The organism is Azorhizobium caulinodans ORS 571 (assembly GCF_000010525.1).
GTDB lineage: Bacteria > Pseudomonadota > Alphaproteobacteria > Rhizobiales > Xanthobacteraceae > Azorhizobium > Azorhizobium caulinodans.
Map to the genome: position 1 here is coordinate 3,146,571 of NC_009937.1, position 23,310 is coordinate 3,169,880.

Consider the following 23,310-nt stretch of genomic DNA (forward strand, 5'->3'; position numbering starts at 1 on the left):
CGCCCCGAGGGTGGGCAGGGGCGAGGACAAGCCATGTTTCCAGACAGACTGACCCAGGGCTACCGCTCCTTTATCGACGGGCGATTCCTGGCCGAGCGCAGCCGCTACGAGGTGCTGGCTGAAACCGGGCAGAAGCCGGAGATCATGGTCATCGGCTGCGTGGACAGCCGCGTCTCTCCGGAAGTCATCTTCGACGCCTCCCCAGGTGAGCTTCTGGTGGTGCGCAACGTCGCCAATATCGTGCCGCGCTACGAGCCGGATGGGGACACCCAGCACGGAACCAGCGCCGCGCTCGAGTTCGGTGTTCAGGCGCTGCGGGTGAAGCACATCGTCGTGCTGGGCCACGCCCTGTGCGGCGGCATCCGCGCCTTCGCCGACGAGCAGGAGCCCCTGTCTCCGGGCGACTTCATCGGCCGCTGGATGTCCCAGATCGCCCCCGCCGCCGAGGGCCTTGGCCCCCGCAAGGCGGAGGACGGCGACGGCTACCTGCGCCGGCTGGAGTTCGCCTCGGTGGAGCTGAGCCTGCGCAATCTCATGACCTTCCCTTGCGTCCGCATTCTCGTGGAGCGGGGCAAGCTTCAGATTCACGGTGCCTATTTCGGCGTCGCCTCGGGGCGTCTGCTGGTCCGAGATCCGACCACCGGCCATTTCGCGCCGGTCACCGACACGGGCGACGAGCGCCGAGCTATGTTCCGGTGTGCGGGCGACTAGGCAAGAAACGCAATTCTCTCACACGACGGTGATATGACATTAATCAGGGGCCGCTTACTATAGCGCCAGCTTCTTTGGGGACTGCCCCCCAACGTGGCCTCCAGACGCCTCGCCCGCACCCTCGGGCGAGGCGTTTCGTCTTTTGAAGCATCTCCCTCGGTCAGCCGGTCGCGACGACCCCGAGCAGGTGCAGGCTGCCGCGCACTGCCTCCACATGATGGGCCATCCGGGCTGCGGCTTCCTCCGGATCCCGACGGCGGACCGCATCGAGCACCGCCTGATGCTCGGCAAAGGCCGCATGGAAGCGGTCCGGCTGGCGGCGCGTCACCAGAAGGCGCACGCGGTCGATGTGGGCCTTGACCGCCTGAAGCAGCCGCCACGCCTGCGGCACGCCCGCCATGTCCGCGAGCGCGGCGTGAAACGCCTCGTCGGCGGCGAAGAAGGCATCCGCGTCATTGGCGCCCACCGCTGCCGCCTGCGCCGCCATGAGAGCATCGAGACGCGCCCAATCCGGCGCACCGGCGCACAGGAGGCGAACCACCTCGCCTTCGAGCGCCCGGCGAATGATGAGGCCTTCCTCGATCTTGGCCCGGTCCACCGCTGCCACCACCGAGCCCACCTGGGGCCAGGTGTTCACCAGCCCCTCCAGCGCCAGTTGCTGGAAGGCGGCACGCACAGGGGTGCGGGAAATGCCGAGAGCGGCGGCGATGTCGGCCTCGTGCAGCGGCGCGCCGGAGGGCAGGCGCGACAGCACGATCAGCCGCCGCAGGACGTCATAGACCTGCGGCCCGATCGGCAAGGCGCGATCCACCTGCGCCCCCGAAAGCGCGGCGGCGAGGTCGAAGCCCGGCAGCGTGCGCTTGACGCGCGGCACGAACGCGCCCCGGTCAGGCGCGTTCGAGGTGCAGGGGATGGGCGAGCGCGGTCATGATGCCCCGCAGTTCCGCCAGTCCCTTCAGGCGGCCGATGGCGGGATAACCCGGCTGCCCGCCCCGCCCGATGTCGTCCAGAATGTCCTGCCCATGGTCCGGCCGCATGGGGATTTCCCAATCCGTCCGGCCTTCCGCGCGGCGGCGCGCTTCCTCCGTCTGGAGGGCGGCGATGGTGGCGACCATGTCGGTCTCGCCCGCCAGATGCTCGTCCTCGAAGAAGGAGCGGCGCAGGCCGTCCACCGGCTCCTGCCGGCGGATGTTGCGCAGATGCACGAAATGAATGCGCGGACCGAGACGCTCCGCCATGCCCGGCAGATCATTGTCCGGCCGCACGCCCAGAGAGCCGGAGCACAAAGTGACGCCATTGGCCGGGCTGTCCACCGCATCCAGCATGAAGCGGTAGTCGGCCTCGGTGGAGACGATGCGCGGCAGGCCGAGCAGCGGGAACGGCGGATCGTCCGGATGGCAGCACAGGCGCAGGCCGAGCTTTTCCGCCTCCGGCACCACCTCGGACAGGAAGTCCACCAGATGCTGGCGCAGGCGATCCGGGCTGATGTGGTCGTAAAGCGCGAGCTGTTCGCGCACGCCGTCCAGCGACCAGCCATCCGCCGCGCCGGGCAGGCCGGCGGTGAGGTTGGCGGCGAGTTGCTTGCGATCGTCCTCGCTCATGGCGGCGTGGCGGGCGGCGGCGGCCTCCTTGATGGCCGGGCCGTAATCCTCCTGGGCGGCGGGGCGGGTCAGTACGAACAGGTCGAAGGCGGCAAAGTCCACGAGATCGAAGCGCATGGCCTCCCCGCCATGAGCCACGCGATAGCGCAGGTCGGTGCGGGTCCAGTCCAGAACCGGCATGAAATTGTAGCAGATGGTCTGGATGCCCGCCTGCGCCAGCGCGGCCATGGAGCGCTTGTAGGAGGCGATATGCTCGCGCCACGCGCCGGTCTGGCGCTTGATGTCCTCGGACACCGGCAGGCTCTCCACCACATCCCAGCTGAGGCCCGTGGGGGCGCTCCCCGCGCCGCTCACGAGATCCTGCCGCTTGCGGATCTCCTCCAGCGTCCAGTCGGACCCGGTCGGCACGTGATGGAGTGCGGTCACGATGCCCTGAGCGCCGGCCTGGCGCACCGCGCTCAAGGGCACGATGTCCTTGGGCCCGAACCATCGCCATGTCTGCCGCATCCTGTCCTCCCGATTCCGCCGTGGGCGTCCTGATGATTTCTCGTATTCCAGTATCCCAGTTTCGTAAAGCCGAGAGGTCAGGGCCCGCCCCACGTTGCGGCCCCGCTAACGAGGTCTTCCGCAACGCGAAGCCACGTAGGCAGGAAGCCGGCAAATCATCACGACGAGCCGCACGCTTTCACTTCCGCTGCTGCCAGCCGACGAAATAATAATACGGGTGCGACCAGTCGTGGGATTGATTCACTTCAAGGATGAATGGCGCCGAACCTCCATATTGCGACGCACCATACTTGCGTTTCGCAGGATGTTCCGCCCCGCCCCGAGGTCTCCATGATCGACGCCACGCAAATGCCGGCTCTGGAGGGCAAGCGCGCCCTCATCCTTGGCATCGCCAACGAGCATTCCATCGCGTACGGATGCGCCCGCGTGTTCCGCCGCCTCGGCGCGGAAGTCGCCCTCACCTATCTCAACGAGAAGGCGCGCCCCTTCGTGGAGCCACTGGCCCATGAGTTGGATGCCCGCATCTTTGCCCCCTGCGACGTGGAGCAGGAAGGCGCGCTGGATTCGGTTTTTGCCGAAGTGCGCGAAACCTGGGGCGGCCTCGACATCGCGCTCCATTCCATCGCCTTCGCCCCGAAGGACGACCTGCACGGGCGGCTGGTGGACAGTTCGGCGGCGGGGTTCGCGCTCGCCATGGATGTGTCCTGCCACTCCTTCATCCGCATGGCTCACCTCGCCGAACCCTTGATGACCCAGGGCGGCACGCTTCTCGCCATGACCTATCAGGGCGCCAACAAGGTGGTGCCCAACTACAATCTCATGGGGCCGGTGAAAGCGGCGCTGGAGAGCGCCGTGCGCTATCTCGCCTATGAGCTGGGGCCGAAGGGCATCCGCGTGCATGCCATCTCGCCCGGCCCCCTGAAGACGCGCGCCGCGTCGGGCCTCAAGGATTTCGACCTCCTGCTGAACGAGGCCGCCACCCGCGCGCCGGTGCACGAGCTGGTGGACATCGACGACGTGGGCATGACCGCCGCCTTCCTTGCCACCCCCTTCGCCCACCGCCTCACGGGAATGACGGTCTATGTGGACGGCGGTCTCAGCATCATGGCCTGAGGCTCAGCGGGGCGGGTGGTCACCGACCAGTCCCAGCGTTCGTGGATCAGGCTCGCCGTCGAAGAAGACAGCGAGCGCCTGACGGAAGATGCTGTCCGGATCGCTGGCGGCGCCCGCGAAGAGCGTGAGGCTGGAGCGGAACTTCATGTCGTCGGGCGATCCGAACAGCGCCCGAGCTCCACGCGACGCGTGGGGCAGAGTCGCCGCCGTGGCGCGGCGCAGACGCTCCCCCAGGACGGGGTGCGCGAGATAGGCGCGCGCCTCCTCAAGGCCGGTGAGACCGTAGAAGTGGGCGGTGGTTGAAAAACCGAGGCCCTGCATCTGCGGGAAGACGAACCACATCCAGTGGCTGTTTTTCCGGCCACTTGAGACCTCGGCAAGCGCCGTCTCGAAACGCCCGTTCTGCGCATCGAGGAAGCGCTGGAGGTGGAACGGATCGTCGGCCATCACCTCCTCCAAACCTCTCAATGGCATGCCGCCCGGCGGACCGGGCGGCGTCGATCAGAAGGCGGCGGCCTGGCTGTCCTTGCGGCTGTCGCAGCCGGCGGCATAGAAGCCGTTGTCGCCGCGCACGATGAGCTGGGCCGAGCCGAAGGCGAAGACCGCCTCCGGCGGGTCCACCACGATCTCGTGGCCAAGCACCTTCAGCCCTTCCAGAACCTCGAGACCCACACCCGGTTCCACCGCCACCTTGCGGCCCGCCACCACGCGCCAGCGCGGCGCATCTGCGGCCGCCTGCGGGTTCTGGTTGTACCGCAGCACCCGGAGCGCCATCTGGGTGTGGCCCTGTGCCTGCATCGGCCCGCCCATGACGCCGAAGGACATGAGCGGCGCGCCCGCATGGTCCATGGCGAAGCCGGGGATAATGGTCTGGAACGGGCGCTTGCGCGGCGCCACCTCATTGGCGTGGCCCTGCTTCAGCACGAAGCCAGCGCCGCGGTTCTGCAGGCTGATGCCGGTGCCCGGCACGACCACCCCCGAACCGAAACCCATGTAGTTGGACTGGATGAAGGACACCATCATGCCCTTCGCGTCCGCCACCGTGAGATAGACCGTGCCGGCCTGGCGCGGCGCGCCATAGCTGGGCAGGCTCGCCTTGCTGCGGTCGATCAGCTTCGCACGCTCGGCGAGATAGGCGGGATCGAGGAGCGAGGCGGGATCGATATTCATGTAGGCCGGATCGGCCACATACTGGAACAGGTCGGCCAGAGCGAGCTTGGTGGCCTCGATGCCCAGATGAATGCCGGCAACGCTGTCCACGTCCTCATGCGGCGCGCCGAGCGCTTCCAGAATGCCGAGGGTGATGAGGGTGGCGATGCCCTGCCCGTTCGGCGGCAGTTCGTGCACCACGCCGGAGCCGAAGGGCTGCGACAGGGTCTCGACGAAGTCCGCCTGATGGGCGCCGAGATCGTCGAGGGACATTGCCGCCCCATGGGCCTTGGCATGGGCGATCATCTTGTCGGCGAGTTCACCGCGATAGAAGGCCTCGCCTTCGGTCTGGGCGATGAGTTCGAGGCTCCGGGCCATGGGCTCGCAGCGGAACACCTCGCCCGCCTTCGGCGCCCGCCCCTCGGGCAGGAAGGCCTCCGCGAAGCCGGGCTGGTCGGACAGGATTTTCTCGGCATTGGCCCAGAGCTTTGCGACGCTGGGAGAAACCGGATAGCCCTCGCGCGCATAGCGGATGGCGGGCTCGGCGATCACCTCCAGCGGCAGCGAACCGAAGCGCCGCCACAGGGCGATCCAGCCCGAAACCGCGCCCGGCACCGTCACCGCGTCCCAGCCGCGCTCGGGCATCACCGCCCGGCCGGCGAAGCGGTCGCGCGTCCAGCCGGCGGGAGAGCGGCCGGAGGCGTTGAGGCCATGCAGTTGCTGCCCGTCCCACAGGATGGCGAAGCCGTCGGAGCCGAGGCCGTTGCCGGACGGCTCCACCACCACCAGCGCCATAGCAGTGGCGATGGCGGCATCCACCGCATTGCCGCCGCGCGCCAGCATGGACAGGCCCGCTTGCGCCGCCAGCGGCTGCGAGGTGCTGACCACATTGCGGCCGAGCACCGGCTGGCGATGCATTGGATAGGAGGTGCGATAATCGAGCGACGACAGATCCACGGTGGGCCTCTTCTGCGCTGGGGCGTATGTCTGCTTCGTCTCTAGTGCGCCCGGGGTCAGGAGGAAAGCTTGCAATGCATCAGAACCTGACCGGCGCTGCAGGAAACCGCATGCCGCAAAGGTATGAGAGGGTCTTCGCGACCATGGGCTTGGCCTTCGGTATCGGACGACTAAGATGCGCCGGCCGGACCACAGGGAGAGGTGGTCGGGTGCGACCGTCGGTACCAGCGCAAGGTCATGCGCGGAGATGACATGAGATCGAGTCTTCCCTCTCCGCCCCCCAACCGCTGGCGCAACCTCGGCGACCTGATCGACCGCGGCGGAGACCTCTCGCGACCGGCCCTGATCGACCTTTCCACCGCGCCACCGCGCGTCCTGACCCATGCCGAAGCCGACCGGCTCATCAATGGCGTTGCCCGCTTCCTGACCGATCGGGGACTGAAGCGGGGAGACCGCGTCGCCATCCTCTCGTCCAACCGCGCGGAGGTGCTGCTGAGCTATTTCGGCATCATGCGCGCCGGCTTCATCGCCGTCCCCATGAACGTGAAGCTCCCGCGGGACATGATCGACTACGTGGTGACCGACTCCGGTGCCCTCTTCGCCTTCACCGACCGGGCAAACCGGCCGCTCGTGCAGGGCGCGGTGACCTTTCTCGATTTTGACGACGATGGCCCGTCCGGCTTCCACGCCGCCATCACCCCCTGCGATTTCGCGACCGTACCCATGGCGGAGGGAGAGATCGCGCAGATGCTCTACACCTCGGGCTCCACCGGCCGGCCCAAGGGCGTACCCCTCTCGCATTCGGGCCAGCTCTGGTCGCTCGACATGCGCACCTCCGACGGCACGCGGCGGGAGGACCAGCGCTATCTCATCGCCCAGCCCCTGTTCCACATGAACGGGCTGTTCTCCGCCAAGACGGCCTTTGCCACCAACGCCTCCATCGTGCTGATGCCGGCCTTCGACGTGCGGCCCTATGTGGACGCCATCGCCACCTATGACGTGACCGCGCTTTCCAGCGTGCCGACCATGTTCGCGCGGATCGTCAAGGATGCGGACTATGTGGCGAGCCGGGACATGACGAGCCTCAAGCGCATCATGATGGGATCGGCCCCGACCACGGCGACGCTGTTCTCGTCCGTCGCGGCGCTGTTTCCGCAGGCGACGCTGGTCCTCACCTTCGGCGCAACCGAGACCGGCCCTGCCATCTTCGGCCCGCATCCGGATGGACGGCCCACGCCACCGGTGTCGCTGGGCACGCCTGTTCCGGGCACGCAGGTGCGCCTCGTGGATGGACCGGATGCGGATGAGGGCGTGCTCTGGGTCCGCAACCCGGCGATCATGCCCGGCTATCATCGCAAGCCGGAGCTGACCGCGGCCGTGCTCAAGGACGGCTGGTACGTGACGGGCGACATCCTGCGCCGGGATGCGGAGGGCTTCTATTACTTCGTGGGGCGCGCGGACGACATGTTCGTCTGCGGTGGCGAGAACATCTATCCGGTGGAGGTCGAGCGCCTACTGGAACGTCATCCCGGCGTTCAGCAGGCGGCGGTGGTGCCCTTGCCCGATGCCGAGCGCGGCCAGATGCCGGTGGCCTTCCTGGTGCCGAAGCCCGGCGCGCGCCTCAGCGCGGCCGAGGTGAAGACCTTTACGCTGGAGAATGGCCCCGCCTACCAGCATCCCCGCCGTATCGCGCTCGTCAGCGAACTGCCCTGGGCCGGTACCAACAAGATCGACCGCGCCGCGCTCAAGGCCGAGGCGCTGCGACGGGAGAGCGAGCAGCGCTGGGCGTCGTGAGCGCGGTCAGCGCGCCATGTAGGTGGTGGGGATGGCCGTCGTGAACTTCATCTCCTCCATGGCCAGCGATGAGGAGAGGTTGGAGAATTCCAGCTTCGAGATGAGGCGCTTGTACACCTCGTCATAGGCGTCGATGTCCGGCACCACCACGCGCAGCAGATAGTCGGTCTCGCCGGTCAGGCGCCACGCTTCCACGATCTCGGGCATGGAGGAGATGGCCCGGCGGAAGCTCTCCAGCCATTCCATGCTGTGGCGGGCCGCCTTCACGGCCACGAAGACGGTCAGCGGCACGTTGGCCTTGCGGCGATCCAGCAGGGCCACCCGTTTCAGGATGTAGCCGTCATCCTCCAGCTTCTTGATGCGGCGCCAGCACGGTGTCGGGCTGAGCCCAACCTGCTCCGCCACGGTTGCGGAGGACATGAGCGCATCCTCTTGCAAGAGGTCGAGGATGCGGCAATCGATGGCATCTGGCACGGCACGCTCCGGAGAATTTCAATCTGCGGCAATCGCCTTGTTGTAGCATGCACATGTCGTCCCGCACACAAGATCGCGAGCACCGATTGCTCCAGATCGAGTAGGCGCGCAATCCTGATGCGAACAACGCCGCGCGACACCAAGCGCTGGTTTCTGCGTGCTCCTATGAGCGGGGAACCGGAAGCGCGGCGAAAGACCCTGGCGTGCAGGTCGGTCGCCGGAAGATCGCGCGTTCATCGCGGCGGTCGCGGGGCATTTCGCCGTCCGCCAGCCCGGAAGCTGACGTCTCCTGCTGGAACCGGAAGCGTAGCTGGAGCGTCCTGCTCCAGAGTCCGGCCACGGCTTGACCGTGAGAAGCCGGCGAGAGAGGAGACAGACATGCGGCGCGGTGCACTGGCGATGACGGCAATGCTGCTGGTGACACCGGCCGCGGCGGCCGAAACCGGGGCCTACTGGACCTATGCGGTGTCGGCGCGGCCCGAAGACCAGTCGAGCATCGTCTGGGCTTCGCCCATCGGCACGACCGAGAAGGACGGCGGTCTCGCGCTGATCTGCAAGGCGGGGCGTGTGCGGGTTTCGGCCCTGCCGGTGCCGCAAGGTGTCGATGGGATCGAGGTGCGCTACCGCTTCGACGACGGCCCTTGGGCGAGCGCCCGCTGGGCCGCCGAAAAGACCCGCCTCGTGCTCGATGGTGACACGGCCCGTGCCTTCGCCGAGGGTCTGGTGAAAGCCCGCCAGACCGCCTGGGTGCAGGTGGGCGGCGGGCGCAGCATGATGTTCCTCGTCGATCACGAGAAGGACCGCGCGCTCATCGGCACCGTGGCGCGCGCCTGCCGTGTCTCCGCTGCGGCAGGCTGAGGCCGTCCGCTCAGGACATGGCCGCAAACGCCCTGGCGAAGAAATCCGGGCCGCCGAAATTGCCGGACTTAAGGGCCAGCAGCATCTGCGGCGCGTAGGCGACCGTCCGCAGGAGCGGAACGCCGGCCGCGATCTCCGGCCCCACCTCGAAACCGGCAATGCCCAGCCGGTCGACGCAGGCGCCTGAGGTTTCCCCGCCCGCCACCACCAGCCGGCGCACACCGGCCTCGACGAGGCCCGCTGCGAGGGCGGCGGACGCCTGCTCGATGGCGAGGCCCGAGGCATGGCGGCCATGGCGCGCCTGAACGGCCGCCACCTCCTGCGGGGTGCCGCTGGCGGCGATCAGCACCGGCCCGTGCGCCAGCCGCTCCCGCGCCCAGCCGATGGCTTCGGCAACCACGGCTGCACCGTCGGTGACGAGTTGTTCGGCCGCGAGGCGCAGCACAGGCATGTTCTCTTCCGCCCGCGCGATCTGTTCCAGCGTCGCGGCCGAACAACTGCCGGCGATCGCCGCGATGGCGCCGGGGACCGACGCGCCCCAGCGGACGGCGCCGTCAGTCGGAGCTGTCCGCCCGGCTGCGAGGGTGCGGGCAAGGCCAAGACCAAGGCCAGAGGCCCCCACGGACAGCGGCTCGTCCAGAGCAACGGCACCAATCGTCTCGAGATCGCGCTCGAACACCGCATCGATGATGGCCGCGCCCTTGCCCTCTTGCGCCAGCACGGCGAGGCGGCTGCGCACCGCCTCGGGCCCGCGGGCCACGGTGTGAAGATCGACGAGCCCCACCGGCGCTGCCGACTGGCGCGCCATCACCCGCACCAGGTTGGCGTCGGTCATGGGGTTCAGGGGGTGGTCCTTCAGCGGGCTTTCGTTGAGTGGCACCGCGCCGACGAACAGATGCCCGAAGTAGACCGTCCGCCCGGTCTCCGGAAAGGCGGGCGTCACCAGAACGGGGCCGGCACTCGCATCGGCACGCAGGGCATCGGTGACCGGACCGATATTGCCGGCGTCCGTGGAATCGAAGGTCGAGCAGATCTTGAACAGGATGTGCCGCGCCCCCTCGCCTCCGAGGAAATCGCGGGCGCCGCGGGACAGCGCCACCGCCTCGGTGGCGGGAATGGAGCGGCTCTTGAGCGCCACCACCACCGCATCCACATCGGGCAGGGCAAAGTCCGCCGCCGGGACGCCGATGGTCTGCACGGTGCGCAGGCCCGCTTTGGTCAGGGTGTTGGCGAGATCCGAGGCACCGGTATAGTCGTCGGCGATACAGCCAAGAAGAAGGGTCATGCGATGGCCCGAACGCGAGGAAGATAAGGCTTCATCCAGCCGAGACCCGCAAGGGTGGAACGCCCGCGGGGACGATAATCGCAGCCGATATATCCGTCATAGCCGAGGCATTCGAGCCGGCGCAGGATATAGGCATAGTTGAGTTCGCCGTCATCGGGCTCACCCCGGTCGGGCACGGCAGCGACCTGCACATGGCCGATCTGCTTGATGCGGCGGCGCAGCGCCATGGCCACATCTCCGCGCGCGAGCTGGCGCTGATAGACGTCGAACAGCATCTTCACGTGCGGCACGCCGAGTTCGGCCACCAGATCGGCCACATGGCAGAAATCGGTGAGGAAATAGCCAGGGATCTCGCGCGGATCGAGCGGCTTGAGCAGCAGGCAGAGCCCCTCCCGCTCCAGTCTTTCACCGGCGAAGGCCACCGCCCGGCGGAAGCTCGCCTCCGCCTGCGGATCCTGCCGCGAGCCGAGGCCCGCCATCATGACGAGCTTGCCGGCACCGATCGTCCGGGCGTAGGCGACGCCCTGCTCCAGCGTCGCCCGGAATTCGTCGAACCGCTCTGCCTGGCAGGCAAGGCCGCGGTCCCCCGCCGCCCAGTCCCCGGCGGGCAGATGCAGCATCGCCGCCTTGAGACCATGACGCTGAAGGCGCTCGGAGATCCGGTCCGCCGGCACGTCATAAGGGAAGGTGAATTCCACGGCGGCAAAGCCGGCCTCGGCGGCGGGCGCGAAGCGGTCGAGAAACGGCAATTCCGTAAAGAGCGAATGGAGGTTCGCAGCGAAACGGATCATGAAACGCTCTCCCCCTTTGGCAATGTCACCCCGGACAGGCCGGCATAAAGACGTGCGAGCGAAGAATCGTCATCCCGGCCCATCCCGGCACCCGCTGCCCCGAGATAAAGCTGGAGCGCGGCGGCCGCGAGCGGCACGGGGTAACGGGCGGCCCGAGCCATGTCCTGAATGATGCCGAGGTCCTTCACGAAGATCTCGACCGCACTCAGGGGCCGATAATCGCCGGCGAGCACATGCGGGATGCGGTTCTCGAACATCCAGCTGTTACCCGCCGAGGCTGTAATGACTTCATACACCATCTCAAGGTCGAGATCCTGCCGGGCGGCAAAAGTGATCGCCTCACAGGCGGCCGCGATGTGCACCCCGGCCAGAAGCTGGTTGATCATCTTGAAGGCGGCGCCGGTGCCCGCCGCATCGCCGAGCCGATAGAGCTTGGCGGACATGGCCTCGAGCGCCGCGTCAGCGGCCGCGAAGGCCTCCGGACGGCCGGAGGCCAGAATGGTGAGTTCGCCCTTGGCCGCCCGCGCCGCCCCGCCGGAGATGGGCGCATCGAGATAGAGGCGCCCGAGCGCTTCGAGGCGGCCCGCGAAATCGCGGGCTTTCTCCGGCGCCATGGTGGCGCAAGAGACGAACACCGCATTGGCGGGCATGACCTCGGCAATGCCTTGAGGACCGAACAGGATGGCCTCTGTCTGGTCGGCGTTCACCACCACGCTCACCACCACGCTGGCGCCTTGCACCGCTTCCGCCGGCGTGGCGCAGCCGGTGCCGCCGGCCTCCGCCAGCGCGGCAACCGCGGCCGCCGACAGATCGCAGCCGCGCACCACAAGACCTGCGGCGAGCAGCGACTTCGCCATGCCCAAGCCCATGGCCCCGAGGCCGATGACCGCGACCGTCCGCATCTGGGTCTCACCGTCAACTGCAACCGACATGGGTTTCCTCGCCCTTATGTTTTGGCAGCGCTGCCATTTCGATAAATACTCGATCCTTCGCCCGTCGCAACCAGATTTTGGCAGCGCTGCCATTTTTGTTGCGGCTGTGCCTGCGACGTGGGATGGTGCCGCCCGTTGGCCGTATGACCTGCCGGAGTGCCCCTGTGACCGCGTTTCCCGTCCGCGCCCCCGCCGCCACCCTTGCGGACGTCGCCTCGGCGGCGGGCGTGGGCGAAAGCACGGTGTCGCGCGTGCTCCGCAACCACGGCTCCTTTTCCGAGAAGACCCGCAAGCGTGTGATGGAGGCCGCCGCCCAGCTCGGCTATGTGCCCAACCGGATCGCGGGCACGCTGGCCTCCTCCGGGTCGCGTCTGGTTGGCATCATCGTGCCCTCGCTGTCCAACATCGTCTTTCCGGAGGTGTTGAGCGGCGTGAACCAGGCGCTTGAGGACGAGGGCTATCAGGCGGTGTTCGCGGTCAGCGAATACAAGATGGCCCGCGAGGAAGAGATGGTCGCCTCCATGCTCGCCTGGCGGCCCGCCGCGCTGATGGTGGCGGGCCTCGAACACACGCCCGCGGCGCGCGCGCTTCTGGAGGCCGGGGGCACACGCATCATCGAACTGATGGATCTCGACGGCGAGCCCATCGACATTGCGGTGGGCTTCTCCAATCTGGAGGTCGGCCGCGTCAGTGCCCGGCACCTGCTGGCGCGGGGCTATCGCCGGATCGCCTATGTGGGCCACGATCTTGCCGCCGACACACGCGCCGCCAAGCGCCTCGAGGGCTTCGAGGGCGTGCTGCGGGACCAGGGCCTCGCCCTCATGGAGCGTTCGACCTTGCCCACGCTGTCCTCCATCGAGGCCGGGCGCGCGGGACTGGAGCAGGCACTCGCCCGTCGGCCGGACCTTGAAGCAGTCTATTTCTCCAATGACGACATGGCCTTCGGGGGCTATTGCCTGTGTCTGTCACGCGGTATCCGAGTGCCGGACCAACTGGCACTGTTCGGCTACAACGGCCTCGGCATCGGTCAGGCGCTGCCCCAGCCACTCTCGACCATCCGCACGCCGCGGGTCGAAATCGGCGCCACAGCAGCCCGCCTCGCCGCTCGCAACGCCCCGGCCCAGCGCATCGATCTCGGCTTCGAACTCATTGCGGGCGCTACCGCCTGAGGTTCACATCCAGCCACGGGAGACGGCCATGAGCACCGCCGACGAAAATGCCCTGCGGGACGACATCTGCCGCTTCGCGCGTTCACTGTTCGAGCGCGGGCTTACCCCCGGCTCATCGGGCAACATCTCGGTGCGGCTGGAGGATGGCGGCTGGCTGGTGACGCCCACCAATGCCTCCCTCGGCCATCTCGACCCGGCCCGCCTCTCGCGCCTCGATGCTTCCGGCACCCTGCTCTCGGGCGACAAGCCCACCAAGGAAATCCCGCTCCACGCCGCGCTCTACGAGACGCGCGGTTCCGCCCGCGCGGTGGTGCACCTGCACTCCACCCACGCGGTGGCGCTGACGCTGCTGCCGGAGATCGACCCGCGCTCGGCCCTGCCGCCGCTGACGCCCTATTATCTGATGCGCGCCGGACAGACCGCCCTCGTGCCCTACTACCGGCCCGGCGATCCGGCGGTGGCCGACGCCATCAAGGGGTTGGCCGGCCGGTATTCATCCGTCCTGCTGTCGAACCACGGACCGGTGGTGGCGGGCGAGAGCCTGGAAGCCGCCGTCTTCGCCACGGAGGAACTGGAGGAGACCGCCAAGCTCTATCTCCTCACCCGGAACGTGAACCCGCGCTATCTCTCGCGGGCGCAGGTCGATGACCTCGTCACCACCTTCAAGTGCGAGATCGCCGATCCCGACGCGCTGGACCGGCAATGCCGCGCGCCCGATTGCCCGACACACGGCTTCGGCTTTCTCGGCGGGATCGCACGCGAACCCGCCGAGGATTGAGAGCAGCCGGCCTCACGCGCCGCCGGGGAGCGGCGCGGCCGGATCGACGAGACCCGCCGTCCGCAGCTCCCGCCAGAAGTCGGCCGGAACGACCTCGCGCAGCGCAGCGCCATCCTCGGCAATGCGCGCGGGGCGGCTGGCACCGGGAATGACCGCGGCGACCGCCGGATTGGCGAGGGAGAATTGCAGGCCCGCCGCCTTCATGCTCACCCCGTGCCGGTCGGCAATGCCTTTGATCCGGGCCACCCTCTGCGCCATGGCCGGGGTGATGGGCGCATATTCGAAGTTCGGCCCGCCCACCAGAGCGCCCGAGCTGTAGGGACCGCCCACGACGATGCCGAGGCCGCGCTCGGCCACCTGCGGCATCACCCGCTGAAGGGCGCGGGAATGATCGAGCAGCGTGTAGCGGCCGGCGAGAAGGAAGGCGTCCGGCTTCGGCCCCTCGAGCCCCAGCAGCAGCTCGATGGGTTCCACCTTGTTGACGCCGAGGCCCCAGGCCTTGATCACGCCTTCATCCCGAAGCCGGTCCAGCACCCTGAAGGCGCCGGTGCGGGCTTCTTCGAAGCGGCCGAGCCAGGCGTCGCCCCAGAAATCCTGGGCCACGTCATGCACGAAGACGATGTCCACGTGATCGGTCTTCAGCCGCTTGAGACTGTCCTCGATGGACCGAAGCGTGGCATCGGCCGTGTAGTCGTTCACGATCTTGTTCGGGCGGCCGTATTTGAAGACATCGCCCTTCTCGCCGAGGTCGCGGGCGCTCATCTCCTCGACCTCGTCGAGGATCACCCGGCCGACCTTGGTGCTGATCACATAATCCGCCCGCGGGCGGCCGGCGAGCGCCTCGCCCATGCGAATTTCCGCAAGGCCCGCGCCATAGAGCGGCGCGGTGTCGAAATAGCGGATGCCGTCATTCCATGCGGCTTCGACCGTCGCCAGAGCTTCCGTCTCCGGAATGTCGCGGAACATGTTGCCCAGCGGCGCCGCACCGAAGCCGAGACGGCCGGGGAGAATATCCTTGAGTGCCATGGTCCTGTCCTCATGCGAATAGGGCGCTGCACACGGCGCGAGGGCCGCGATCTGGCAGCGGAGATATCAGGGGAGAATGTGCGGGCCTGCGCGGCCCGCACCCTCACACAACGTCCACAGGGTCGAGCAGTTGCGAATTGCGCTCAGCGAGATCGTTGATGCGGGAGATGTAATCGAGGAAATGCGGCGTCTGGCGGTGGGCGGCCACGGCGGCGTCGCTGACATAGAGCTCATCGAGCACGAAGCGGCCGGGCACCGCCTGATCCTGCCAGATGTCCCAGCGCAGGTTGCCGGCCTCGGCGCGGCAGAGCGGCGCCATCGACGAGAGCAGCGCCCTCAGTTCCTCGGCCTTGCCCGGACGGGCCGCGAGGATCGCCACGATCTTGACGGGATTCGACATCGGTTCTGTTCCTTCAGCATTCGGCAAGCGGCGGGAGCGGCCATTCGCTTCCGCCTCGATGGCCGGTTCATAAACGGGCGGCGGCGCGCTCCAGCGCCTCGACCAGTCTCTGCCCCACGAGATGGTCGGAGCGGGGATTCTGGCCGGTAATAAGTTCACGATCGACAATGACGTTGGGCTCGAAGTCCACGGCGGTCGTCTCCACCGCGCCGCCCGCAACGGTGAGCGCATCCACCATGCTGAAGTGAAGGCGGGCCTTCAGGACGTGTTCCTCCACCACCTTCTCCTCGCTGTTGGAGAAGACCGTCATGCGGTAGCCCGCATACTGCCAGCCGCGCGCCCAGTCACGCGCCTTCGCCACATCGTCGGCAATGAGCGCCGCGCGGAACTCGCGCGCATGGGGCATGGCGGCGGCGACCACGATGGGACCATGGCACAGCAGGGCGGTGGGCTTCGCCCGCTCATGGAAATGCCGCAGGATGAAGCCGACGTCCGCGTCCTGCATCAGATCGACCACCGGAGCCTGCCCGCCGGGAACGAAAACGCCCGCATAGGCGTCGAGGCCCTCCTCGATCACAGCACGCAATGTGCGCACGTTGGTCATCGCCGGGTGCTCGGCATAGAAGGCCTTGGCGCGCCCATAGGCCGCCTCGTCGCCCTCGAAATGAACCGCCGAGTCGGACGCCGGATCGATATGGGGACGGGTACCGTCGGGCGTCGCCAGCACGACGTCATAGCCTGCCGCGATCACGGCCATGGCCGGCACCACCGTCTCGTTCAGATACTGGCCCGTGGCAGCCCAGCCGCCGCCGCGGATCTCGATGCGGGTGGCGTTGGACCCGAGGACCAGAACCTTGCCCTTGCTCATGACTGCCTCCGTTTGGTCGGGCCGGATCAGGTGACCCGGCTTGGATGGGCAGACCATGCGCCATACGAACATATTCTAGAAATTTATTTCTATGAGATAAGATATTCGCATGAGATTATAACTCATGCGCTACGATCTCAATCTCCTGCCGGTTTTCGTGACCCTCATGGAGGAGCGCAGCGTCACACGAGCCGCCGAACGACTCGGCATGACGCAGCCGGCGCTGTCCAACGCTCTGGCGCGCCTGCGCGTGGTGATGCGCGATCCCCTGTTCATCCGCGAACGTTACGGCATCCAGCCGACGCCTTTGGCGCTGGAACTGGCGCCCGTGCTGCGGGCCGCGCTCGCGCAGATCGACGAGGTGGTCCATGGCCAGCAGGCCTTCGAGCCGGCCGAGGCCGAGCGGCTGATGACGATCGCGCCGAACTCCTATGCGGAGTTTGCGCTGATCCCTACCGTCGTGGCGCGGCTCCGGGCGGTTGCGCCCGGCATCAGCCTGCGCCTGACGCCCTATGGCAGCGACCTGTCCGAAACCGGGGTCATCTCCGGGACCACGGCCATGGCCATCGGCCGCTTCGTGGAGGTTCAGGACAATCTCGTGGTGCAGCACCTGATGGACGATGGCCTCGCCTGCGTCGTGCGGGCCGACCATCCGGACGTGGGCGATGTCCTGACGCGGGAGACTTACGAGCGCCTGCGGCATGTCAATGTGCTGCCGCCCGGCCGCCTGCGTGCCGGCCTGTTCCAGGTGCTGGAGCGCCATGGCCTGAAGCGGGACGTGGCGGTGTCCGTCACCCACTTCCTGGCCGTTCCCGAGATGATCGCGGTGACGGATTATTGCGCCACCCTGCCCCGCCTCATCTGCGCGCGCCTCGCACATGATACGCGGCTGAAGTTCGTTCCGGCCCCGGTGGACCTCGGCACCTTTCCCGTCGACATGGCCTGGCACGTGCGCTACCGGCACGATCCCGCCCACCGCTGGCTGCGCACGCTCATCGCAGAGGTGGCACGGGAGGCGGCAGGAACCGCCCCCGCACCGGAGGATGCGCCCTGAAGAGGGCCGGGTCGGGACAAACGCTTCTGCATCTCCCGTGACGCAGGCGCCGTGCCCAGACCTGGACGCACGGCGCCCGCAATTGCAGGGCGCCCCCGACTTCGGACGCTTCCGGCCTCACTGCGGCAGGAGCGCCGTGGCCGGCTGTTTCTCCACCGCCGGAGGCACCCAGCGTCCGGTCAGCACGTCCGAGCGCGGCGCATAGAGCCGCATGGTCAGGTTGAACGGCCCCTTCGGCGCGGGCAGCCAGTTGGCCTCCCGCTCCTTGCCGGGATTGTCCGCCTGGATAAAGAGGGTGAGACCGCCGTCAGGATCGGTCTTCAGCGGCATCCAGCTGCTCACCGCGAAGCGGTTGAGCGGATTGGCCACCTGGAAGCCGTCCTTGTCGTAGAGCGTGATGGACCAGAAGGCGTCCACCGGCGGCACCGCGCCTTTCTCGAAGCGGATGCGGTAGGCATTGACGCCATCGAGCGGCTGGTTCTGCCCGTCGAGCAGGGCCATCGGATAGACCGCATCCTGCGGCACGTTCGCGCCGAGGCCCACCTGCGCGACGATGGCGCGCTTCAGATAATAATTACCATAGACGCCCATGGTATCAGTGTTCAGTGACCAGTTGTTCACCACCCGCGCCAGCGTCGGCAGTTTCCAGAGCATGAGATGCTGCGCCTTCTCCGGTGCCGCCTCCATGGCCGCACGGGTTTCCGGCGGAAGCTTGGACGGATCGAGGCTCTGTCCTGGCTCGATGCCGAGGCGCTTCAGCTGCGCGATGATGGGCTGGTCCGTGGCGTGGGGCGGATGCAGCTTCAGGAGCTCCGCCGCATAGGCGAAGAAGGCGGGCCCCGGCATGGTGTCCACCTGGATCTTCGGCGGCGTCTTCACATCCACGGATGCATCGATCTTCTGCTCGGGCTCCGGCGCAGGCCCCTTGCCCCAGTAGGCGAGCGGGGTGAGCTTGAAGCCGGCCTGGATCTTGTGCACGGCCGGATAGTCCGCCGGGCCGTCGGTCTTGGTCCGGCCGATGATCCAGATGAACGGGGTGGTGGCGCCGATGCGCGTGACACCCTCAGGCGCCGTACCCGTCCAGCCGGGCGGGGTGACGAGGAAGTTGCCCGCCTTGGTGCCGGTGGTGCGCGAGCCGGGCGAGGCGAACACGTCCGTCCACATGTCCATCATCGGAAGCAGATAATAGCGCCCGTCCGTATCCGGCACGGAGACGACGATCGGCCCCTGCGTCAGGTCGAGCCAGGCGGAGGAATAGAGCGTATCGAAGTTCGGGCGCACCACGGCGCGCATGTCCGCGCTCGGGAAGGCCGGCACGTTGACGAAGCTGTTGGCCGGCCCGCCGATGCCGGCGCCCTTCGGCAGGTTGGTCAGCTGCTTGCGTGTCACATCCATGGTGACCAGCGGATAGAAATAGAGATAGGCATCCACCGCCAGCTCCTGAAGCTGCTCGGCGGGCGCGGCAAGCGCCGGTGTGACGGCGCACAGGGGCAGAAGCGCGGGCATGGCGCAGCCGAGCGCCAGCGCGGCGGCCGCCGTCCGCAGCGGACGCGCTGCAAGATGCAGAATTGCTCGAGTTTCCATTGGTTTCCCCCTCTTGCTCGCTCAAGGCGCAGGTCGCACCCGGCACAATGCCGAGCCCTGTCGACCTCCGCCGCATGTGACGGCCGGACCGCCGAGGGGGTGCGACGCCCATCGGCTTCCGCCATCGCGGACAGGATGTCGTCCCATGATGCCGTCGGGGGCCACGGCAGCCATGGGCTGGATCAAACGCGGACGCTCAGAAGTGGTAGGCGATGCTCGCGAACGGGCCGTGGATGGTCACGTCGTAGCGAAAGTCGGAATTGGGGCCGCTGACCGAGCGATAATCGGTGTAGAGCACGCGATAGCCGAGCGCGCTCGAGACCTGCGGCGTCCAGAAATAACCCACCGACAGGAAGCCCTGCGTGGTCAGCTCCGAGCCGACGCCGAAGCCGCCGATATCCGCCAGCGCATTGACGAACCAGCGCTCGTTGACCCGGTAGGTGGCGGCGAAACCGACGATGGGATCCAGCCACTCCTTCGTCTCGGAGCCGCCGGCCGCAAGCGGCACGAGGCCGGACGTGAGCGTCATGTCGGCCGTCAGGCGCTGATAGCGGAAGCCGGCCGTGGCATAGACATCGAAATTGGGCGTGCTGACCGGCAGGCGATAGCCCGCAATGCCGGAGGCGATGGTCAGCTTCTGCGAATAGGAGAGGCGCGGATTGTTTGCGACGTTCAGCGTCTTGTCGGCGCCAATGTCGGCCCAGATCAGGTCCGCCAGCAGCATCCAATCGCCGTTCTTGGCGAGGAAGGAGCCCATGAAGGCGCCGTTGAGATTGTTGAGAATGTCGGAAAAGCCGACGTTCACATGGTTCGTCGGCAGATTGCGGACGCCCACGTCACCGGTGAGGCTGGTGCCCCACAGATAGAGTGTCGCCTGATAGGTCCAGCCGGACGGAGTGGCCGGGACGACCACCGGAACGCTCGCCCGGGACGGCGACACATCCGCCGCCGATGCCGACGCGCCCCACAGGCCCAGCCCGCACACCAGACCCACAACTGCGGCCAACAGCCGCCCGCAACGCCAAACCCGCATCCCGGTCCCCCCGAACCGACCTTCCGCTTCCGGAAAGCGACATGGAGGTATCTAAAGCCCAAAAACGCAAAATGCGATACCGTTTGGGTCAAGAATCCCCACCCTCACCCTCTGGTTGTGGACGAGTGTGGCTTTCCGACATCGCCTCTTCCGTCGCTCCCCTCGGATCACAGGTCCAGCACCAGCCGTTCGCCCGCCGATTGGGCCACACACGGCATAAGCCGGCTCGCGCGCTCGGTCTGGGACAGGCAGCGGTCGCGGTGCAGGGGCTGGCCCTCAAGATAGACAACGGCGCAGGTGCCACAGATGCCGCCACCGCAGGAGACCGGCACCTGCACGCCCGCTGCCGCCAGCGCGTCGGCCATGTTGGCTCCGGCGGGCACGTCGAGTTCGATGCCCCGCTTCGCCAGCACCAGCCGATAGTCCCGCGCATCCGGATCGGGCACGAGGGGCGGCGGCACGAAGCGCTCCAGATGCACCCGCTCGGCCGGCCATCCCTCGGTGGCCGCCGCGACGTCATCCAGCATGGACAGCGGACCGCAGCAGGCGAGGGAAGCCTCTCCCGGCGCCCCCCTGATGACGTCGGAGACAGCCCGCCGCGGTGCCTGCGTCGTATCGTGAACCGACGCGAGGCCGCGTTCGAGCAGCGGGGCGAGCTGGTCCGCCAGCGGCGGGGCACCCCGGCTCGCCACGTGCAGGTGGAAGTCCTCCCGCCCCTGTGCCAACAGCGCCGCGGCCGCCGAGAGGAAGGGCGTGACCCCGATCCCGCCTGCGATGAAAAGCTGAAAGCCGGGCCCGAGCGGCACGCCGCCGCGCGGCAGGCCCACGTGCATCTCATGCCCCACGCTCACAGCGTCGTGCAGCCGGATGGAGCCGCCCCGGCCCTCCGCCTCGCGCTTCACCGCGACCACATAGCGGTCCCGCTGCGCCGGGTCTCCGCACAGGGAATACGTGCGTGTGAGGCCTCCGGGGAGATAAAGGTCCACATGGCCGCCGGGCCGCGCCGGGGGAAGATCCCACCCCTCGGGATCCCGAAGGGTGAAGCGCTTGACCTCCTCGCCCGCATCCTCGATGGCGCTCACGCGGGTCAGGATCGCACCGTGTCGCCGCATGTCAGATGTTCCGCACCAGATCACCGATCCGCACCGTGCCGCCTTCGAGGATGCGGCAGTTGAGGCCGGAGCGGTTGATCAAGGGATCAAAGATCGCCTTGCCGGTGATCTCCTCGATGTGCCGGCAGGGCACGGAAAGGCGCGTGGCCTCAAGCAGCGTCTCCCCCAGCCAGAAGCGGCGGCCGACCAGATGGTTCAGCGGCACGCCCTCCACCGTCACGTTGCGGCGGTGGTCCTCCGGCTTCAGTTCGATCTTGTGGTCGCGCAGGAGGGCGTCGAGCGTCTCCATCTCGAACAGCGTGACCTGCCGGCCTTCCTCCGGCCGGTCGGAATAGAAGCCCTCTTCGCGGCCGATCATGTAGCGATCGCCCTCGATGCCCTTGCCGGCGACGAGATGGATTTCCTCCATGGCGCGCATCGGCAGGAAGGCGCGGGCGGTGATGTGCAGGTGGCGCACGACGCCGACGAAAGCGGGGGCCGGCGTCTCGATGGCGGGTTGCAGACTGAGCATGTCCTTGGGCCTTTCGGATCGAGGCCCGGGAGATCGCTCTCCCGGGACCGGGAAGCGTCAGATCATTTCCTTGCGCGCCGTCTCCGGCGCCATGAAGGTAGCGAAAGCGGTGATGAGCGCACAGCCGATGAGATAGAGCGAGATGGGCCAGGTGCCGCCGCCGCTCCACTGCATCAGCGCCGCCGCAATGAAGGGTGTGAGCCCGCCGGACAGCGCCGCCCCGATCTGGAAGCCCAGCGAGGCGCCGGAATAGCGCAGCCGCGCCGTGAACAGCTCCGAGTACCAGGGGGCGCCGATGCCGAACATCACCATCTGGCCGCAGGAGATGGCCACCACGATGGTCGCCGTGACGATGGCCGGATCGCGGGTCTCAAGCAGCGAGAACATGGGAAAGGCGAAGCCGGCGCAGAACAGGCAGCTCAGGAAGAACATGGTCTTTCGACCGAGTTTGTCCGACATCCAGCCGAACAGCGGGATGGTGAACAGCGCGATGAAGGAGGAGAGCCAGACGCCGTTGAGAATGGTGGAGCGCGGCATGCCGAGCTGGACGGTGGCATAGGAGATGACGAAGACGCCGGCGATGGAGGCGTAGGAGATTTCGGCGATCTTCAGGCCCACGGCGGTGAAGAAGGGGCGGCGGTGATCGCGGAAGATCTCGACGAGGGGCGCCTGGGCACAGGCGTTCTTCGCCTTCATCTCGCGGAAGGCGGGCGTCTCGTCCAGCTTCAGCCGGATGAAGAGACCGACCGCGATGAGGACGATGGAGAGCAGGAACGGCAGCCGCCACCCCCAGGACAGGAAGGCGCTGTCGGGCAGTTGCGAGACGAGGGCGAAGATGCCGATGGCGGCGAGATTGCCGATGGGGTTGCCCACCTGCACCATGGAGCCAAAGAGGCCGCGGCGCTTGGCCGGCGCATTCTCCACCACCATGAGCACCGCCCCGCCCCACTCGCCGCCGATGCCGATGCCCTGGAGAAAGCGCAGGATCAGCAGCAGAATGGGAGCGGCGATGCCGATCTGCTCGTAAGTCGGCAGGAGGCCGATGCAGAAGGTGCCGAGCCCCATGATGACGATGGTGGTGGCGAGCATGGCCTTGCGGCCCAGCTTGTCACCATAATGGCCGAAAATGGCAGCGCCGAGCGGCCGGGCCAGGAAGCCCACCGCATAGGTGCCGAAGGCGGCGATGGTGGCGAGTGCCGGATCGCCCACCGGGAAGAACAGCTTGTTGAAGACGAGGGCGGTCGCTGCCGCATAGATGAGGAAGTCGTACCACTCGACGGCCGTGCCGATGACGGACGACCAGACGATGCGGCGCATCTCGTTGCGTTCAACTGCCGCCGAGGGCGGCGCCAGGGTGCCGGTATACGTCATGAATGCCTCTCTGGAAGGTCGTTGGGACGCGCACGCGGGGTCGTTGCCTGTCCGGCTTCTGCGTCCGGGCAGGCGGGCATCCGGCGCTGACGCGCGGAGCCGCTCCGGCGAGGGTTCGCCGGTATTGTTCATCTGATCACGCTTGAGCCGGCGACCGGTGCCTGCCCGAGAACGGGGCGGCCGGCAGCACCGGTCGCCTTTGCGCTGGATGATCGGTACAAGGGCGCCACCG

General features: G+C 67.6%; 23 protein-coding genes. 7 read left to right on the plus strand and 16 right to left on the minus strand.

Annotated elements, in window-relative coordinates; all coding sequences use genetic code 11:
* Positions 1-33: 33 nt before the first annotated feature.
* Complete coding sequence (locus tag AZC_RS14305) at positions 34-711, plus strand: carbonic anhydrase (protein WP_012171290.1); 678 nt, start codon at positions 34-36, stop codon at positions 709-711.
* A gap of 160 nt (positions 712-871) precedes the next feature.
* On the opposite strand, the gene AZC_RS14310 is transcribed toward AZC_RS14305, so the two are convergent.
* Entirely contained in the window at positions 872-1,585 is a 714-nt protein-coding gene (locus tag AZC_RS14310) for a GntR family transcriptional regulator (RefSeq protein WP_012171291.1), read from the minus strand.
* A gap of 13 nt (positions 1,586-1,598) precedes the next feature.
* A complete protein-coding gene (gene uxuA / locus AZC_RS14315; RefSeq protein WP_012171292.1) occupies positions 1,599-2,819 on the minus strand; it encodes a mannonate dehydratase in 1,221 nt (406 codons plus the stop codon).
* Between the two features lie 330 nt (positions 2,820-3,149).
* Between uxuA and fabI the strand changes: the two genes are divergently transcribed.
* The gene (gene fabI, locus AZC_RS14320; protein WP_043879393.1) at positions 3,150-3,932 is read left to right on the plus strand and encodes an enoyl-ACP reductase FabI; all 783 of its coding nucleotides are present in this window, start codon (positions 3,150-3,152) and stop codon (positions 3,930-3,932) included.
* Between the two features lie 3 nt (positions 3,933-3,935).
* Here fabI and AZC_RS14325 read toward each other — a convergent pair whose 3' ends face one another.
* Both AZC_RS14325 and AZC_RS14330 read right to left on the minus strand, forming a co-directional pair.
* Positions 3,936-4,379, minus strand: coding sequence for a DUF1810 domain-containing protein (locus tag AZC_RS14325; RefSeq protein ID WP_043879394.1), 444 nt, complete (start codon positions 4,377-4,379; stop codon positions 3,936-3,938).
* 54 nt (positions 4,380-4,433) lie between these two features.
* Positions 4,434-5,999 carry a gamma-glutamyltransferase family protein gene (locus AZC_RS14330; RefSeq protein ID WP_043880332.1) on the minus strand — a complete coding sequence of 522 codons (1,566 nt, stop codon included), beginning with the start codon at positions 5,997-5,999 and terminating at the stop codon, positions 4,434-4,436.
* 291 nt (positions 6,000-6,290) lie between these two features.
* Here AZC_RS14330 and AZC_RS14335 point away from each other — a divergent pair, with 291 nt between their 5' ends.
* A complete protein-coding gene (locus AZC_RS14335) occupies positions 6,291-7,832 on the plus strand; it encodes a class I adenylate-forming enzyme family protein (protein ID WP_043879395.1) in 1,542 nt (513 codons plus the stop codon).
* Between the two features lie 6 nt (positions 7,833-7,838).
* On the opposite strand, the gene AZC_RS14340 is transcribed toward AZC_RS14335, so the two are convergent.
* On the minus strand, positions 7,839-8,252 hold the full coding sequence (locus AZC_RS14340) for an Lrp/AsnC family transcriptional regulator (RefSeq protein WP_043880333.1): 414 nt from the start codon (positions 8,250-8,252) through the stop codon (positions 7,839-7,841).
* 432 nt (positions 8,253-8,684) lie between these two features.
* Here AZC_RS14340 and AZC_RS14345 point away from each other — a divergent pair, with 432 nt between their 5' ends.
* Positions 8,685-9,164 carry a hypothetical protein gene (locus tag AZC_RS14345; RefSeq protein WP_043879396.1) on the plus strand — a complete coding sequence of 160 codons (480 nt, stop codon included), beginning with the start codon at positions 8,685-8,687 and terminating at the stop codon, positions 9,162-9,164.
* 10 nt (positions 9,165-9,174) lie between these two features.
* Here the strand turns inward: AZC_RS14345 and otnK are convergent, their stop codons facing one another.
* Genes otnK through ltnD form a run of 3 tightly spaced genes read right to left on the minus strand, consistent with a single transcriptional unit; the run spans position 9,175 to position 12,172 of the window.
* Positions 9,175-10,449: a 3-oxo-tetronate kinase gene (gene otnK, locus AZC_RS14350; protein ID WP_012171299.1), complete on the minus strand. Its 1,275-nt coding sequence runs from the start codon at positions 10,447-10,449 to the stop codon at positions 9,175-9,177.
* Positions 10,446-11,240, minus strand: a complete 795-nt coding sequence (locus AZC_RS14355) for a hydroxypyruvate isomerase family protein (protein ID WP_012171300.1) — start codon at positions 11,238-11,240, stop codon at positions 10,446-10,448. The genes otnK and AZC_RS14355 overlap by 4 nt, the downstream gene beginning before the upstream one ends.
* Positions 11,237-12,172: an L-threonate dehydrogenase gene (gene ltnD / locus AZC_RS14360; protein WP_043879397.1), complete on the minus strand. Its 936-nt coding sequence runs from the start codon at positions 12,170-12,172 to the stop codon at positions 11,237-11,239. The genes AZC_RS14355 and ltnD overlap by 4 nt, the downstream gene beginning before the upstream one ends.
* A 143-nt stretch (positions 12,173-12,315) precedes the next feature.
* Here ltnD and AZC_RS14365 point away from each other — a divergent pair, with 143 nt between their 5' ends.
* Entirely contained in the window at positions 12,316-13,341 is a 1,026-nt protein-coding gene (locus tag AZC_RS14365; RefSeq protein WP_043879398.1) for a LacI family DNA-binding transcriptional regulator, read from the plus strand.
* Positions 13,342-13,369: 28 nt separating this feature from the next.
* Positions 13,370-14,119, plus strand: a complete 750-nt coding sequence (locus AZC_RS14370) for an aldolase (RefSeq protein WP_012171303.1) — start codon at positions 13,370-13,372, stop codon at positions 14,117-14,119.
* A 12-nt stretch (positions 14,120-14,131) separates the two neighbouring features.
* On the opposite strand, the gene AZC_RS14375 is transcribed toward AZC_RS14370, so the two are convergent.
* The 3 genes from AZC_RS14375 to AZC_RS14385 all read right to left on the minus strand — a co-directional run bounded on the left by AZC_RS14375 (position 14,132) and on the right by AZC_RS14385 (position 16,413).
* Positions 14,132-15,145 (minus strand): aldo/keto reductase, encoded by a 1,014-nt coding sequence (locus AZC_RS14375; RefSeq protein WP_012171304.1) that lies wholly within the window; start codon positions 15,143-15,145, stop codon positions 14,132-14,134.
* A gap of 103 nt (positions 15,146-15,248) precedes the next feature.
* On the minus strand, positions 15,249-15,545 hold the full coding sequence (locus AZC_RS14380) for a putative quinol monooxygenase (RefSeq protein ID WP_043879399.1): 297 nt from the start codon (positions 15,543-15,545) through the stop codon (positions 15,249-15,251).
* Positions 15,546-15,612: 67 nt separating this feature from the next.
* Positions 15,613-16,413: a type 1 glutamine amidotransferase domain-containing protein gene (locus AZC_RS14385; protein ID WP_043879400.1), complete on the minus strand. Its 801-nt coding sequence runs from the start codon at positions 16,411-16,413 to the stop codon at positions 15,613-15,615.
* A gap of 124 nt (positions 16,414-16,537) precedes the next feature.
* On the opposite strand from AZC_RS14385, the gene AZC_RS14390 reads away from it, so the two are divergent.
* On the plus strand, positions 16,538-17,467 hold the full coding sequence (locus AZC_RS14390; RefSeq protein ID WP_012171307.1) for a LysR substrate-binding domain-containing protein: 930 nt from the start codon (positions 16,538-16,540) through the stop codon (positions 17,465-17,467).
* A gap of 117 nt (positions 17,468-17,584) precedes the next feature.
* On the opposite strand, the gene AZC_RS14395 is transcribed toward AZC_RS14390, so the two are convergent.
* The 5 genes from AZC_RS14395 to AZC_RS14415 form a co-directional block, all read right to left on the minus strand.
* Entirely contained in the window at positions 17,585-18,973 is a 1,389-nt protein-coding gene (locus AZC_RS14395) for a DUF1254 domain-containing protein (RefSeq protein WP_043880335.1), read from the minus strand.
* 274 nt (positions 18,974-19,247) lie between these two features.
* Positions 19,248-20,084, minus strand: coding sequence for a hypothetical protein (locus AZC_RS14400; protein WP_012171309.1), 837 nt, complete (start codon positions 20,082-20,084; stop codon positions 19,248-19,250).
* Between the two features lie 167 nt (positions 20,085-20,251).
* On the minus strand, positions 20,252-21,196 hold the full coding sequence (locus AZC_RS14405) for a PDR/VanB family oxidoreductase (RefSeq protein WP_012171310.1): 945 nt from the start codon (positions 21,194-21,196) through the stop codon (positions 20,252-20,254).
* 1 nt (position 21,197) lies between these two features.
* Entirely contained in the window at positions 21,198-21,707 is a 510-nt protein-coding gene (locus AZC_RS14410; RefSeq protein ID WP_012171311.1) for an MOSC domain-containing protein, read from the minus strand.
* A gap of 57 nt (positions 21,708-21,764) precedes the next feature.
* The gene (locus tag AZC_RS14415) at positions 21,765-23,078 is read right to left on the minus strand and encodes an MFS transporter (RefSeq protein ID WP_043879401.1); all 1,314 of its coding nucleotides are present in this window, start codon (positions 23,076-23,078) and stop codon (positions 21,765-21,767) included.
* Positions 23,079-23,310 lie beyond the last annotated feature (232 nt).